Below are 15,101 nucleotides of genomic sequence, written 5' to 3' on the forward strand. Positions count from 1 at the left end.
AGTTCGGGCGTGCTTCGTAGCGTTCCGACCATGACTGTCCTCGCCGCATCACCGTCGCTTCGTCGCGCCGGGTCGCGCCTCGGCGCCCTGCGTACCCGGGCCGCTGCCTCCATCTCCGTCCTCGCCGTCACCGGCGCCGTCGTCGCGGTCGCGGTTGCGACCTCGTCGCCCGCCACCGCCGAGCCGGGCAACGTCGTCGTCTCGGAGAACTTCTCGGCCGGGTCGCTGCCCGCCGGTTGGCACGCGGTCGACGGCACCTGGAAGGTCGAGAACGGCCGACTGTACGGAACCTCCGCCAGCTCCAGCGAGAACAACAAGATCACCTTTGGTCGGCACCTGAACGACTTCCGCCTCGAGGCGACCATGCGCTTCGAGGCGGTCTCGGCCGCCACCCGCTGGGCCTCGCTCGGCATCGACGTCCCCGCCAGCGGCGCGACCCCCTGGTGGATCGCCACCATGCGCAGCGGCACCACCGCCGCCAACGGGCTCGAATTCGCCCAGCGGACCGCTGCCAACGCCTGGGTCGTGACGAACACCGCCTCCGCCCCGTCCGCCGCCGGCACCGGCCGGGACGTGCGCGTCGCCGTCGAGGTGCACGGCAACCAGGCCCGTTGGATCTTCGACGGGCGGGAGGCGATGCGGACCAGCAGCCTCCAGCGTTCCGCCGACGGCGTCCAAGGGCTCTTCGTCAACGGCGCGACCGTGTCGTACGACGACGTCACCGTCACCGAGCTGGCGCCGAACGGCTACCTCCGCCCCGAGGGCAGCCCGCTCACCGTGATCGCCCACCGGGGCGCGTCCGCCGCCGCACCGGAGAACACCCTCGTCGCCCAGGAGATCGCCCGCAGGGGCGGCGCCGACTGGATCGAGAACGACGTCCAGCCGAGCAGGGACGGCGTCCCGTTCATCCTGCACGACGGCACCGTCGACCGGACCACCGACGGCACCGGCAACATCCGGGACCTGACCGCCGCGCAGATCAAGGCGCTCGACGCCGGCTCCTGGTTCGGCCCGCAGTACGTCGGCGAGCGGGTGCCCACCCTCGCGGAGCAGCTCGCCGACCTGCGGATGCGGGGTGGAAACCTGCTCGTGGAGATCAAGGGCAAGCACACCCGCGACGAGGTCGCCACGATCATCCAAGTGATCCGGGACGAGCAGATGATGGGCCGGGTCTTCATCCAGAGCTTCGAGGTCGACGCTCTGAAGTACACCTACGAGATCGCCCCCGAGCTGCCGCTCGGCCTGCTCCGCAGCACCCTGGACGCCGACCCGGTGGCGATCGCGAAGGAGCTGCACCTGACCGCGTACAACCCGGACGGCAACGTGCTGTTGGCCAAGCCCGAGGTCGTCGCCCCGCTGCACGCAGCCGGTGTCGCAGTGATGGCGTGGACGATGGACTCCGCCGGCCTGTGGCAGCGGCTGGAGCGGATCGGCACCGACGCGATCATCACCAACCGGGCGGCGGAGCTGGTCGGTTGGAACTCGGCGTTCGTCCAGCGGGCCCCCGCCGACCCGACCGTGCAGATCACCTCGCCGACCGACGGGGCTCGGCTGGACCGGGCGCAGTCACCGGTGATCGCGGTCGCCGCGACCAACGCCGACACCGTCACCGTGACACTGGACGGTAAGAAGTCGGCCGCCGGGCGCAAGCTCGACCTGGCCAAGCTGACCGCCGGCCGGCACACCATCACCACCGAGGCGACCGGGCCCGAGGGCACCGCCACGGCGACCAGCACCTTCACCGTGACGGTTAGCCAGTCTGGCCTCGGCTACCTGATCCTCACCTCGGGCGCGGACCCGGCCGCCGTCACTGCGATGACCATCAGGCTGGCCCACGCCCAGTACGCCGAGCTGGCCACCTACGCCGACCGGCAGGCCGGCAAGCTGGTGCCGGCGGAGGTCGCCAGCGTCATCGCCGCCGACGCCCGCACCCTCGCCCTGAAGTAACGACCCGACGGGTGGCGCTGGTCCGATGGGGCCAGCGCCACCCCGGTCCTCAGTGGATGCCGACCGGTGACCCGGCACGTTCGCCTCGCTGTCGTACCAGTGGCAGCGCCGGGGCCAACGCCAGCGCCATGCACAGGCCGCCGATGGGAAGCAGGTCGAGGGTGACCGCCGGCAGGACGATGCCGACGAGGAGCAGCGGCACGCTCCACCACGGCAACCGCCGTCGGGCGGCGAGCATGCCCGTGAGCACGAGCAGGCCGAGGAAGAAGAACTGGGGTACGACGCTGTAGAAGGCCACCTCCACGCCGGGGATGTCCTTGAATTCCGCGCCGAGCCTCGACATCTCCGCCCGGTCCTCGGCCAGCAGACCTTCGACGATGTCCGCGCCGAACTGCACCATCGTCGCGGCGAGGCCGACGAACGTGCCGGCCACCACCCCGGTGCGCCACGGACTGCGGGGCAGCAGGCCGGACAGCGCGAGCACACCCGGGACGAAGCAGACCATGCCGGCGAGGGCGGCCAGGTGGGCGGCCTGCCAGTCGAGCCCGGGGCCGTACACCCCGTCTGACTTTCCCCACAGCCGGACCAGGCCGTAGGCCACGATGCCGACCGGGCCGCCGATCACGTAGAGCGCAGCGCGTTTCATGCCAGTCAGCATGTGTCCGCCGGCGACTGCCGACCTCCGGGAGCTTCCCTCGCCTCGCCCTGGCTTTCGTCTCAGGTCTTCCACCGAGCAACCCCGAGACCTCGCGTTCAGCGTTCGCTGATGAGGGGGGCGTAGTCGCCGCGGGTGAGCGGCACACTCGACAGGGAGCCGTCGGCCCGGGGCACGCCCAGAGCCCTGCCGTCGCGCAGAAAGGCCACTGTGGAGACGTCCTCGCGGCTGGTGAGAGTGCAGACGATCTGCCCGAAGGCGAGGACCTCGTCGCTGCGACCCCCCACCTCGGCGGGTTCGTCCACAGCGACGACGGCCTGCGTCCCGGTAACTGTCGCGAGGGCGGCGTTGACCGCCCCCGGCAGCGCGCTGGTCAGATCGCTGTCCCGTTCGGCCCCGCTGGGCCCGGCGAGCAGGTGCCGCAACTGGTCCGCGATGCTGGGTGCCCTGTCGACGCGCCGGACCACGGGGACGATGCGGTTGTTCCGGACCAGGCAGAGCGTCTCGGCGGCGCTGCCGGCCGGTGCGGTGGTGTCGGCGGGAGCGGCGCTGTTCAGCGGCCCTCGCGGGGCCGGCACCGCGCGTGGGGTGTCGTCGGTGGGGATGCCACATCCGGTCAACAGCACAACGAGGGCCAACGGGACGAGACGACGGGGCCTCACGACAGGCTCCCCGGCAGGGTGACCCGGAAACAGGCGCCCCCGCCCGGACGGTCGGCGACCGTCACCTGCCCCGCGTGCGCGGCGGCGTGCTGCGCGACCAGCGCCAGCCCCAGGCCGGTGCCGTCGCCGGCGCCACGGGTGTGGGCGGCTCGCCCCCGGACGAACCGGTCGAAGATCGCCTCGCGGTCCTCGACGGGAACGCCCGGACCGTCGTCGTCGACCTCGATGACGCCGCTGTCCCCGTCCCGGTCCAGGCGAACAGCCACCGGGCCACCGCCGTAGGTGGCGGCGTTGTCGAGCAGGTTCGCCAGGATCTGGGCGACCCGCCGCCGCTCGACCTGCCACGTCGTGGGCACGTCCGGTGCCAGGCTGACGAGGGTGCCCGGCAGGTCGTACGCGTCGCAGGTCTCCCGGGCCAGCTCCACCACGTCCACCGGGGCACGGTGGGCCGGCTGGTCGCTGCGGGCCAGGTCGATCAGGTCGTTGACGAGCCGTTGGAAACGATCGATCTCGTCGGCGACGAGCCCGGCGGCGGTGGCGGTCCGTTGGTCCTGGTGCTCCCGACGGCGGGCCAGGACGCTGGCCGCCGCGGCGAGGGTCTGCAACGGGGACCGCAGTTCGTGGCTGACGTCGGCGGCGAACCGGCGGTCCCGTTCGATGCGGAGGGCGAGGCGGTCGACCATCTGGTTGAACGACGAGGAGAGGCGGGTGAGGTCAGGGTCGGTGGCCGGGTCGAGCCGGGCGGTGAAGTCACCGGCAGCGATCTTCTCGGCCGCGTCGGCGACCGCTGTCAGCGGCCGCAGCCCGTGTCGGGTGGCGTACCAGGCGAGGGCTGCGCCGGATCCGGCGACCAGCACCGCGACGCTGGTCAGCGCGAGGGCCAGCACCCGGAAGGTCTGCTCCAGCTCGCGCAGAGAGTTGACCTCGAAGTACGTCGCGGACGCGGACAACGGCACACCGACCACCAGGGCCGGTTGCCCGTCCACGCGGACACGCTGCACGGCCGGCTTCCCGGCGGAGACGACCCGGAGCAGCTCGTCGGGGATGGCGGCCGTGGTGCCGGGATCGGCGGCCCTCGCGTACCACTCGCCGTTGAGGTGCAGCACCGGTCGACGGCTTCCGCCGGTGTCCAACGACCGGAGCACCTCCACCACGTCCGGGGTGTCGGTGTCGAGGCCGGCATGCACCACGGCGGCGTCGAAGTAGGCCGCCCGCAGGGCGATGCGTTCGCGGTCGTCGAGCAGGGAGCGGCGGGTCAACTCGTAGGAGATCAGGGCCATCGACGCCGAGAGCAGGAGCGCGCCGACGGCGAACGCGGCGGTCACCCGGGTACGCAGTCCGAGGCGTCTCATCGTTGCAACTTGTAGCCAAGGCCCCGCAGGGTGACCAGGTGCCGGGGGTTCGCCGGGTCCAGCTCGATCTTCTGCCGCAGCCGACCGACGTGCACGTCGACGAGCCGTTCGTCGCCGCTGTCGTACCCCCAGACCCGTTGCAGCAACTGCTGACGCGACAGCACCCGACCAGCGTGCTCGGCCAGCTCACAGAGCAGCCGGAACTCGGTGCGGGTGACAGTGACCTGCTGGCCGGCGCGGCGCACCTCACCCGCCTCCGGACTGATCTCCAACTCGCCGAAGGCGACCGCCGGCACGGGCTCCGGCGCAGAGGTCGTGACCACCGGCCGGGCACGGCGGCGCAGAGCCCGCAGGCGGGCGGTCAGCTCCCGGATGGCCACGGGTTTGACCACGTAGTCGTCGGCGCCGGCTTCGAGGGCGGCCACGATGTCGTCGGTGCCGTCACGGGCGCTGACCACCACGATCGGCACGTCGTCGTCTCGGCGCAACTGTCGGATGCACTCGAAGCCGTCGAGGCCGGGCAGCATCAGGTCGACGAGCACGTAGTCGGCCGGGTGGTGGCGTTGGGCGCGCAGGCCCTCCTCGGCCGTGGCCGCGCCGAGGGCGTCGTAGCCCTCGTCCTCAAGTGCCAGCAGCAGCGCGAGCCGGATGCGGTCGTCGTCCTCGATCACCAGTACGGCCGTCATCCCGGAATCATCCTCGGCCGACCGCCGGGCGGCCAACCGTGCCCGCCGGCCGGCGGTTTTGTCACACAACTGTCACAGAGCCTTGCAGTGACCGCCAACCCCGCGCAGCACGGTGGGGAGGAGGCAAGGTCGACGGAGAGGGGTACGGCAATGGCGACGCCGGTGCTGCCCGCGAGGTACACGCTGCCGCTGGTCGAGGTTCGCGTCACCGAACTCGATCTGGCCTGTCTGCCGGAGGTCGGCGCAGTGTTCGACCGACTGCTGGCGCTGCGCCCCGCGCAGGTCGTGCTCGACCTGTCCGACTGCCAACACCTCGACGCCGCCGCCATCGGCCTGCTGCTCGACGTGCACCGGCGGCTGACTCGCGCCGACGCGGCCCTCACCGTCCGCGATCCGAACCCCCGGGTCCGGCGCATCCTGCAGATCACCCGCCTGGATCAGGTGCTCCCGATCGTCAACTAGGAAGGACCAGCAGCATGACCGTCGTCCCGGACGAGTATCTGATGACCCTGATCTGCGACACCTGCGGCGAGACCATCCGCGGCACCGCGTGCGTGCTCCCCGACGCCGAGGTCGTCTGGACCCTGGTGGCCGAACACGGCTGGAGCGGCTCCCCCTTCGCCACCGGGCCGCACCGCTGCCCGCACTGCAGCCTCCTGCCCGCCTCGACCGGTGGCCAGGCGTCGTGCGACGAGCATGGCCCCGGTGGCATCCTCGGCATCGACCACCTCGACGGCACGACAGTCATCGCCGCCACTGGTGACATCGACCTCGACACCGGCGACAACCTGCGCACGGCGCTGCGGCACGTGGCCGAGGTGGGCGGGCATGTCGTGGTCGACCTGAGCCGGGTGCACATCATCGACTCGACCGGCCTCGGTCTGCTCGTGCGCGCCCACCGTGACGCCCGGGAACGGGGTGTCACGCTCTGCCTCGCCGCGCCGTCGCGATTCATCCGCACCGTGCTGCACACCATGCGTCTGGACGGGGCCTTCCCGATCTTCGACAGCCGCGACCACGCCCTCGCCGAGCTCTCCGAAGGTGGCGGGAGGCCCCTCCCCGAGGGCCACGCGGTGGCCGTTTCCCGTTGAGGGAACGGGGGCGAGGCGACCAGGTGGCGAGCATGTTTCATGCTGGAGTAATGATTCGTTTCGTACTGAATGTGCTGTGGCTCGTCTTCGGCGGTGGCCTCGTGCTGGCGGTCGGCTACGGCATCGCCGCGCTGATCTGCTTCGTCCTGGTCGTCACCATCCCGTTCGGCGTCGCCTCGCTGCGCCTCGCGGTCTACTCGCTGTGGCCCTTCGGCCGCACCCTGGTGCCCAAGCCGGGCGTGGGCGTCGGCTCCGGCCTGGCGAACATCCTCTGGGTGGTGCTGGCCGGCTGGTGGCTAGCGCTCTCGCACATCCTCGCGGGCATCGCCCTCTGCGTGACGATCATCGGGATCCCGTTCGGCATCGCCAACTTCAAGCTCGTACCGGCGGCGTTCTGGCCGCTCGGCCGTGAGGTCGTCGACGCGCCCTGAACAGGGAAAACGGGAGACCTCTGGTCTCCCGCCACTTCTAATTTATAGCGCACTGGGGGGCTTGCGGCAAGACCCCGTTTATGACGCAGAATCGTCGGCCGAGGCCAGATTCTGCCGAAATGGAAGTCATGAATTGGATTCCTTGCCCACCTCCGTGTTCGACCTTCCCGATCACCTCGCCCCCAAGGCCGACCCGGCGCTCATCGCCCACGACGAGCGGCACTTCGCGGCCATGGCGCAGGGCCTCGCGCAGCTGAACGCCGAGCTGTCCGACCGTCTGGACACCGCCCGCCGGGCGCCCGGCGGCAAGGGCCGGCAGGCCGTCGACCGGGACGAGGAGGTCCGCCGGCTGACCGCCCGCCTGCGCTCGCTGAGCCGCTACGGGCTGGACCTGTGCCTCGGCCACGTCGTCGGGGCGGACACCTCCGAGCCGGTGTACGTCGGACGTCGCGGCCTCACCGACAGCGCGGGCCAGCGGCTGCTGCTCGACTGGCGCTCACCCGCCGCCGAGCCGTTCTTCGGCGCGACCCATGCCAACCCGATGGGCCTGGCGAGCCGCCGCCGGTACCGCTGGACCCGCGGCCGGATCAGCGACTACTGGGACGAGGTGTTCACCCCGGACGGGTTCGTGGGGCACGCCGTCGCGCTCGACGACCAGTCCGCGTTCATCGCCAGTCTGGGCGGCGCCCGGTCGGCCCGGATGCGCGACGTGCTCAGCACGATCCAGGCCGACCAGGACGCCATCATCCGGGCGGGGTCGGCCGGCACCCTCGTGGTCGACGGCGGTCCGGGCACCGGCAAGACCGTCGTCGCCCTGCACCGCACCGCGTACCTGCTCTACTCCGACCCGCGCCTCGGTCAACGCCGGGGTGGAGTTCTCTTCGTGGGGCCGCACCAGCCCTACCTGGCCTACGTCGCCGACGTCCTGCCCAGCCTCGGAGAGGAGGACGTGCAGACCTGCACCCTGCGCGACCTCGTCGAAGAGGGGGCCACGGCTACCGTCGACGCCGACCCGGACGTGGCCCGGCTGAAGTCCTCGGCCGAGCTGGTCCGGGCGATCGACGCGGCCGTCCGGTTCTACGAGGACCCACCCGTCGCCCCGATGACGATCACGGTTGGCGACTCCGACGTCCGCCTGAGCGCCGACGACTGGGCCGACGCGTTCCAGGCGCCGGGTCCGGGCACCCCGCACAACGAGGCGCGCGAGGACATCTGGGAGGAGTTGCTGACCATCCTCATCGACCGGTACGACGGCGAGGAGCCGGACGCCGTGCTCCGCGACTCGCTGCTGCGGAACCGGGAGCTGCGGGCGACCGTCAACAGCGCCTGGCCGTTGCTCGACGCGGCCGATCTCGTGGGTGACCTGTGGTCGGTGCCCGCGTACCTGCGCAGGTGCGCGCCGTGGCTCAGCCCGGAGGAGGTCCGCAAGCTGCAACGCGACGAGCCCCGGGCCTGGACCGTGTCCGACCTGCCGCTGCTCGACACGGCCCGGCAGCGGCTCGGCGACGCGGAGAGGGCGGGGCGCACCCGGCGGCGCGACCCCGCCGCCGCCGTGGAACGCGAGCACATGGCCCGGGTCGTCGACGAGCTGCTGGCGGCCGACACCTACGACGACGGCGAGGGTCTGCTGGCGATGCTGCGCCAACCCGACCTGCGCGACGTCCTGGTCGACGACTCCGCGCTGCCGGACGCCGACCCGGACCTGCTGGCCGGCCCGTTCGCACACATCGTCGTCGACGAGGCGCAGGAGCTGACCGACGCCCAGTGGCAGATGCTGCTGGCCCGCTGCCCGTCGCGCAGCTTCACCATCGTGGGGGACCGCGCCCAGGCCCGGCACGGGTTCACCGAGTCGTGGCAGGAACGGCTCAAGCGGGTCGGGCTCGACCGGGTCACAGTGGCCTCGTTGACCATCAACTACCGGACGCCGGCGGAGGTCATGGCGGAGGCCGAACCGGTCATCCGGGGCGTGCTCCCCGACGCCAACGTGCCCACCTCCATTCGCGGCAACGGGCTCCCCGTCGTCCACGGCTCGGCCGCCGACCTGCTGTCGATCCTCGACACCTGGCTCGCCGACCACGCCGAAGGAATCGCCTGCGTGATCGGCGACCCGACCTTCGCGCCGACGTCCCGGGTCCGTTCTCTGAGCCCGGAGCAGGCCAAGGGCCTCGAATTCGACCTGGTCGTCCTCGTCGACCCGGAGGCGTTCGGCACCGGCATCGAGGGGGCGGTCGACCGCTACGTCGCGATGACCAGGGCGACCCAGCAACTCGTGCTTCTGACCAGCAGCTGAGGGTGTAACGTCGCGCTCTTCGGCTGCCGCGCCGCCGGAGTCCGCGAAGGCGCATCCCCATGACGCAACCCACGCCCCCACGGCGTCGACTCGACGCCGCACTGGCCCATCTCGCCATTACCTTCCGTGGGATGACCGCCCACCCCGACGACGGCAACTGCGAGTGCCACTGGGGCAGCGCGGAAGAACTTGCGTTGCTCAAGACCCCGGACGTCGAGCTGGACCCGGACCTCCTGCGTCGCACGTACTGGGCCGGCGACTGGGGCTTCCCCGCCGCCATGCTGCGCCGGATCCTGCCCCAACTCGCCGCGGCCCTGGTCAGCGGCGAGGTAGAGCGTCTGGCCAGCATGGACCATGCGGGCCGTGCGTTCGCGCTCGGCCGCTGGCAGGAGTGGCCCACCGAGCAGTCGACGGCGATCCGCGAGTTCCTGGACGCCTGGTGGGTCGTCACGCTCACCGACCCAGACGCCGAGGTGCCGCCGCACGCGGTGCTGGCCATGCTCGTGGAAGCCTCTGGCGTGCTCGGCCGTTGGCTCGACGCCTGGGCGACGGCAACCAGCCCCCTGGCGAATCAGCGGCTCGCCGAGGCTTTCGGAGAGTGGGAGTACGACCTGCTCTGCGAAGATCTGCCGTGGAGCACCTGGGAACTCACGGGCGACGAGGAGGAGAGGCTCCGCGTGGAGCTGACCGCCTGGCTGCTCCAGCACGCCCCGGCCCGGCTGCGGATGATCGGCGCCGACCCGAAGCGGCTGCACCGGATCAGACTGCTCGGCCTCGCCGGACCGGCCCGCTGGGACGACCCGCATTGGCCGGACCTCGGCCTCTGACCGGGCCGTCCCACCGCTCATCCCACCAGGGCTGCCCCGAGGCGGCCCTGGTGGGATGCGGAACTAGTTACCCAACGTGACGTGGAGAATTTTCTCGTTGCTGTTGTTCGGGGTGCTGTCCTTGTCACCGACGTTGGTGGTGGTCAGCCACAGCCCGCCGTCCGGAGCCGGCTCGACCGTCCGCAGCCGGCCGTAGGTGCCACTGAAGTACGTCTGCACGTTCGTCAGGCTGCTGCCGCTGATCACCGCGCGGTACATCCGAGCGCCTCGGGCGCAGGCCACGTAGAGCGCGTCGCGGACGATCGTGATGCCGGAGCAGGACCCTTCGGCAGTCGGGTACGTGCGCGCCGGCGCGATGAAGCCGGCCGTACCGCAAGCGCCGCTGGTGCCCTCACAGGCCGGCCAGCCGTAGTTTCCACCCTTGGTGATCAGGTTGGTCTCATCCATCACCGAGTTGCCGAACTCCTGCTCCCACAGCCGGCCCTGCGAGTCGAACGCCAGCCCCTGCGGGTTGCGGTGGCCGTAGCTCCACACGTAGTTGCCGAACGGGTTGTCCGAGGGGACGGTGCCGTCCGGGTTGAGTCGCAGGATCTTGCCTTCGAGGCTGGACCGGTCCTGGGCGTAGTTGCCGTTCTGGGCGTCGCCGGTGCTGGCGTACAGCTTGCCGTCCGGGCCGAACCGCAGGCGACCACCGTCGTGGTACTTGTTACGCCGGATGCCGCTGAGCAGGACCTGCTCGCTGGCGGTGTTGAGTCGCCCGTTCTCCAGCCGGATCCGGACGATGCGGTTGTCGCTCGGCGAGGTGTGCATGACGTAGAGCCAACGGTCGCTGGAGTAGCTGGCCGAGATGGCGAGCCCCAACAGGCCACCCTCACCGTCGGTGCTCTGCACGTTCGGCACGGTGCCCAGGTTGGTCTTGGCCCCGGTGCTCGGGTTGAGCTGGATGATGTCGTGCGCGTCGCGCCGGTTGTAGAGCACGCTGCCGTCGGGCAACGTCACCAGACCCCACGGGATGTCGGTGTCGGTGGTGACCTGCCGCACCCCGCACACCGGGTTGGCGCACGCCGCGCCGGTGGTCACCGTCGCGGTGCCGCTGCGCGACGAGGCGTTGTCCTGCGCGTCCCGAGCCACCACGTAGTACTGGTAGGAGGTGTTCGCCGTCAGGCCGCTGTCGGTGAACGTGGTCGCCGGCGGCGCGCCGGTGACCGTGCCCACCTTCGCGCCGGCCCGGTAGATGTCGTACGCCCGCACCCCGATGTTGTCGGTCGACGCGGTCCAGCGCAGCGTCACAGTGGTGCCCGACGCGGTGCCGGTGAGCTGTTGCGGCGCGGTGGGCGGCTGACTGTCGGCCTGACAGGGCGGCGGTGTGATCGAGACGGTGGCGCTCGCCTGCGACACGTTGCCGGCGGCGTCGCGGGCGTTGACGTACAGACCCCAGGTCGCCCCGGCAACCACGGTCAGGTTGGTGGAGAGCGTCGTACCGCTCACCGACGTCATCAGCTGGCCGTCGTGGTAGATGTCGTAGAAGGCCACCGCGACGTTGTCCGTCGAGGCGTTCCACGCGAACGTCACCGAGTTGCAGGTCAGACCGCTGACCCGAGGGCTGCCCGGCGCCGTCGGCGGCTGGCTGTCGGCGCTGCCGAAGGACGTCGTCCACCGTTGGTTGGACTGCCCGTTGCAGGTCCAGAGACCGACTGTGGTGCTGTTGGCGGTGCCGGCGCCGTTCACGTCCAGGCACAGGCCGGACTGGACGCCGACGATCGTCCCCGAGGTGGTGGTCCGCCAGCGTTGGTTCGCCCCACCGGTGCAGTTGTTGATCTGTAGCGCCGCCGGCGCGGTGGTGTCCTGACCGACCACGTCCAGGCACATCGTGTCGTCGTAGACCCGCAGCTCACCACTCGAGGTGAAGGTCCACGCCTGATTGGCCTGGCCAGTGCAGTCGTAGATGTTGATGCCGGCACCGGCGGTCCTGACGTTGCCGACCACGTCCAGGCAACGACCGCTGGCCACGCCGACGACTGTCGAGGGCGCCGCGGCGGACGCCGGCACACCGACGGCCAGGCTCAGCAGCGTCACCGCCGCCATCGCCACCGGCAACAGCCGTCGTCGTGGGCGTAGTGAGTTCCTCCGTGCGACGACTCGCATCAGTCCTCCAGGCTCAGGGCATCGACCGGCCCACCCAGACGACGAATCGCCCGACCACGCCGAACATGCACATCGACCATCAAAGATGCATTGGTCGCACAAGTCAAACGATGTCCCTCGATCGGGGGCAAACCTGCAGAACGGCGTACGCATCGCTCAGCTGTCCCGCATCGTCTCCCGGACGTGGCGACGGGCGTGATGGATCCGCGACTTCAGCGTGCCGATCGGGATGCCCAGCTGCCCGGCGATCTCCTGATAGTCGAGCTGACACAGGTCGCGGAGCACGAGGGCCGTCGCCAACTCCGGCCGGTGCGCCTCCAGCCGGTCCAGCGCGTCCAGCAGGTCGAGGCGCGACCCGGCGATGACGCTCGTCGTACGGGGGTCGGCCACGTCGACGGGCAGCAGCGCGCTGGGCCGCTCGGCTGCTCGTCGCCGCAACGAGCGGTAGGTCTGGCGGGCGCAGTTGGCGACCACGGTGTGCAACCAGGTGGAGAAGAGCGACCGCCCCTCGAAGCGTTGAATGTGCCGGGCCACCTGCAACAACGCGTCCTGCGCCGCCTCCTCCGCGTCCTGCCGACAGGGCAGGAACCGCCCGCACTGCTCCAGCACCCGTGGACCGATCGCGGCCAGCAGCGCGTCGAGTGCGGCGCTGTCACCGGCCGCCGCCCGCCTCGCCAGCTCCTCGGTGTCAGATTCCTTCACCACCCGCGCTCCCCCGCTCGTGGGCGTCACCGGAGCCCCGGCCGCCGGATAATACGACCGTGTCCATCCCGCCGCAGGTTGGCCGGTACCGCATCGCACGCCCCGTCGGCGCCGGTGCGTTCGCCACCGTGTGGCTGGCGTACGACGACGAGCTGCACTCGTCGGTGGCCGTGAAGGTGCTCGCCGACAACTGGGCGCAGCGGGCCGACATCCGGGGGCGCTTCCGCCAGGAGGCCCGGTTCATGCGGCAGGTCGACTCCGATCACCTGGTCCGGGTGTTGGACGTGGGTGAGCTGCCCGACGGCCGGCCGTACCTGGTGATGACGTACGCCGCCGGCGGCACGCTCGCCGACCGGCTGACCGGCGGGCCGATGCCGGTGCGCGAGGCGCTGCGGATAGCCGCCGCCATCGCCAGAGCGGTGGCGGTGCTGCACGACAACGGCGTGCTGCACCGTGACCTCAAGCCGTCCAACGTGCTGTTCGACCCCACCCCGACCGGCGACCGGGTGTTGGTGGCCGACCTGGGGCTGGCCAAGACGCTCGCGCACGCGTCCGGGTTCACAGTGGTCGCCGGCACGCCCGCCTACATGGCGCCGGAGCAGCTCGTCCCCGGCGGTGGGATCGACGTGCGCGCCGACGTGTACGCGATCGGCGCGCTGACGCACCACATGGTGACCGGCTCGCCGCCCGGGCAGCCGGTGGTGGCGGCACCCCGCGTGCCCGTCGCCGTCGAACGCGCGGTCCGCCGGGCGTTGCATCGCGATCCGGGCCGCCGCTGGCCCACCGCTGCCGCGTACGCCTCGGCGTTGGAGGGTCTGCTGGCCAGCCGGCAGCTCGCGGCCCGACCGCCGCTGCGGCGCAGCCGCCGGCTCCTCGCCGCCGTCGGCACCGTGGCCGCGACACTGGTCATGGCCGGATCCGCCACCGCCTCCACCGCGCCGCACAGCTGGACACGGGTGGGTGACGCGACCGGCGCTGTCTCGGTGGCCGTTCCGGACGGCTGGGCGCGGCAACTGCGCGACGGAGGCTGGGACCCGGCGGTGATCGGTCTCTCCGACGAGCGCCGCCCCGGCCTGCTCATCGGGGCGGACCTCAGCGACTGGTCCGATGTCGACAGCGTGACACCGGGGGTCTTCGTGGGAGTGAGCCGTGCTCTGCGCGGAGCGGAGCAGCCGGCGCTGCCCGATCACAGCGGATGCGCCCCCGTCGCCGGTCGGGCGGTCAGCGTCGCCGCGTTCAGTGGGACCGTCCGGCACTGGGCGCGCTGCGGGGGCACGCAGACGTCGTTCAGCGAGGTCACCCTGGTCGCTGCCGCCGGCACCTTCGGGGTGTACGTCCAGGTCAAACAGATCGACGACGTCGACCGCACCGACGAGATCCTCGGCACACTGCGGGTGGACACGTCGCGGGCCACGCAACGCTAGTACCGTTCCCAGTTGCCGGCGAAATCGACAGTGCGCCATCGACGCGTCTCGGTGCCGCCGTCGAGCTTGCGGACGGTGGCCTGCACGGTGTTGTCACGCACGACGCGATACGAGACGAACGTCATGACCCGGTCTCCGCTCGGACTCGGAGCGTCCCCCAGAATGACCGGCCGCGCCCACCGCACCCGGCCGGTGTAGTCGAGCTGGACCGGCACGAGGGCCTGCCGCCGCGCGGCGCCGGAGTTGCCCAGTTCGACGAGGACGAGCGCGTCCTCGGTCGACGGCGCGTTCGCCGGCTCCTCGGTGATGAACTCGGCGTACACCGGCCGGGCGCCGTTCGGCAGGATCCGGCAGGGGATGTCGAAGCCGTTCGACCCGTTCCGGAACGTCACGGAGTCGTCGGACTCGCCGCAGAACTTCAGATCGCGGATGACCGCGTTGGGCCAGTCGGTCCGCCTGATCTCGCTTACCGGCGTGGCCGGCCCTGAGGTGCGGGTGGCCGGAGCACCCGGGGTGGTACTACGGGTGGTCGGAGCACCCGGGGTGGCGCTGCCGGTCGCCGCAGCGCTCGACACCGACGGGCTCGACGGGCTCGCGCTGGTGGACGGAGAGCCGGCGGGCCCGGCGTCGCCGCCGACCCGATTCACCGGCGACGTGCAACCGGCGACGAACGTGAGGGTGAGCATCGCACCGACGAGCAGGTTGCCGCGCATGGGTGGTCCTTCCTCCGCGGGGTCTGTCACAGGGTCTGATGCGCCGGTACGGGCGATGGTTCACGCGACCGGGGCGGCACTTCTGCCCACCATCGGCGCACCCGCCCTCCACCTCAAGTCGTAAGCGCATTGCCGTCTCGCGCCAGATGGCTCGGGGCGGTCACTCGAACAGGCTT

General features: G+C 71.3%; 14 protein-coding genes. 7 read left to right on the forward strand and 7 right to left on the reverse strand.

Translation table 11 applies throughout. The features are described from left to right. Window positions 1–30 precede the first annotated feature (30 nt). Window positions 31–1,947, forward strand: a complete 1,917-nt coding sequence (locus ABZU43_RS10125; RefSeq protein WP_355006164.1) for a glycerophosphodiester phosphodiesterase family protein — start codon at window positions 31–33, stop codon at window positions 1,945–1,947. Between the two features lie 49 nt (window positions 1,948–1,996). Here the strand turns inward: ABZU43_RS10125 and ABZU43_RS10130 are convergent, their stop codons facing one another. From ABZU43_RS10130 to ABZU43_RS10145, 4 genes are all read right to left on the reverse strand, one after another. Next, entirely contained in the window at window positions 1,997–2,593 is a 597-nt protein-coding gene (locus ABZU43_RS10130; protein ID WP_355006165.1) for a hypothetical protein, read from the reverse strand. A gap of 107 nt (window positions 2,594–2,700) precedes the next feature. Further along, entirely contained in the window at window positions 2,701–3,264 is a 564-nt protein-coding gene (locus ABZU43_RS10135) for a GerMN domain-containing protein (protein WP_355006166.1), read from the reverse strand. After that, window positions 3,261–4,616, reverse strand: a complete 1,356-nt coding sequence (locus ABZU43_RS10140) for a HAMP domain-containing sensor histidine kinase (RefSeq protein ID WP_355006167.1) — start codon at window positions 4,614–4,616, stop codon at window positions 3,261–3,263. The genes ABZU43_RS10135 and ABZU43_RS10140 overlap by 4 nt, the downstream gene beginning before the upstream one ends. Beyond that, window positions 4,613–5,302: a response regulator transcription factor gene (locus ABZU43_RS10145; protein WP_355006168.1), complete on the reverse strand. Its 690-nt coding sequence runs from the start codon at window positions 5,300–5,302 to the stop codon at window positions 4,613–4,615. The genes ABZU43_RS10140 and ABZU43_RS10145 overlap by 4 nt, the downstream gene beginning before the upstream one ends. A 150-nt stretch (window positions 5,303–5,452) precedes the next feature. On the opposite strand from ABZU43_RS10145, the gene ABZU43_RS10150 reads away from it, so the two are divergent. From ABZU43_RS10150 to ABZU43_RS10170, 5 genes are all read left to right on the forward strand, one after another. Further along, entirely contained in the window at window positions 5,453–5,764 is a 312-nt protein-coding gene (locus ABZU43_RS10150) for an STAS domain-containing protein (protein WP_355006169.1), read from the forward strand. Between the two features lie 14 nt (window positions 5,765–5,778). After that, window positions 5,779–6,393, forward strand: a complete 615-nt coding sequence (locus ABZU43_RS10155) for an STAS domain-containing protein (RefSeq protein WP_355006170.1) — start codon at window positions 5,779–5,781, stop codon at window positions 6,391–6,393. 50 nt (window positions 6,394–6,443) lie between these two features. Next, a complete protein-coding gene (locus tag ABZU43_RS10160) occupies window positions 6,444–6,824 on the forward strand; it encodes a YccF domain-containing protein (RefSeq protein ID WP_355006171.1) in 381 nt (126 codons plus the stop codon). Between the two features lie 142 nt (window positions 6,825–6,966). Continuing rightward, window positions 6,967–9,114, forward strand: a complete 2,148-nt coding sequence (helR, locus tag ABZU43_RS10165; RefSeq protein WP_355006172.1) for an RNA polymerase recycling motor ATPase HelR — start codon at window positions 6,967–6,969, stop codon at window positions 9,112–9,114. Between the two features lie 59 nt (window positions 9,115–9,173). Next, on the forward strand, window positions 9,174–9,941 hold the full coding sequence (locus tag ABZU43_RS10170) for a hypothetical protein (protein ID WP_355006173.1): 768 nt from the start codon (window positions 9,174–9,176) through the stop codon (window positions 9,939–9,941). A 63-nt stretch (window positions 9,942–10,004) separates the two neighbouring features. On the opposite strand, the gene ABZU43_RS10175 is transcribed toward ABZU43_RS10170, so the two are convergent. Both ABZU43_RS10175 and ABZU43_RS10180 read right to left on the reverse strand, forming a co-directional pair. Next, the gene (locus ABZU43_RS10175; RefSeq protein WP_355006174.1) at window positions 10,005–12,086 is read right to left on the reverse strand and encodes a PQQ-dependent sugar dehydrogenase; all 2,082 of its coding nucleotides are present in this window, start codon (window positions 12,084–12,086) and stop codon (window positions 10,005–10,007) included. A gap of 156 nt (window positions 12,087–12,242) precedes the next feature. Continuing rightward, entirely contained in the window at window positions 12,243–12,791 is a 549-nt protein-coding gene (locus ABZU43_RS10180; protein ID WP_355006175.1) for an RNA polymerase sigma factor, read from the reverse strand. 56 nt (window positions 12,792–12,847) lie between these two features. Here ABZU43_RS10180 and ABZU43_RS10185 point away from each other — a divergent pair, with 56 nt between their 5' ends. After that, window positions 12,848–14,212, forward strand: a complete 1,365-nt coding sequence (locus ABZU43_RS10185; RefSeq protein ID WP_355006176.1) for a serine/threonine-protein kinase — start codon at window positions 12,848–12,850, stop codon at window positions 14,210–14,212. Here ABZU43_RS10185 and ABZU43_RS10190 read toward each other — a convergent pair. Continuing rightward, entirely contained in the window at window positions 14,209–14,925 is a 717-nt protein-coding gene (locus tag ABZU43_RS10190) for a hypothetical protein (RefSeq protein ID WP_355006177.1), read from the reverse strand. The genes ABZU43_RS10185 and ABZU43_RS10190 overlap by 4 nt on opposite strands. Window positions 14,926–15,101: the final 176 nt, after the last annotated feature.

This window comes from Micromonospora sp. NPDC005205, assembly GCF_040608275.1.
In the GTDB taxonomy this organism is placed as follows: Bacteria; Actinomycetota; Actinomycetes; order Mycobacteriales; family Micromonosporaceae; genus Micromonospora.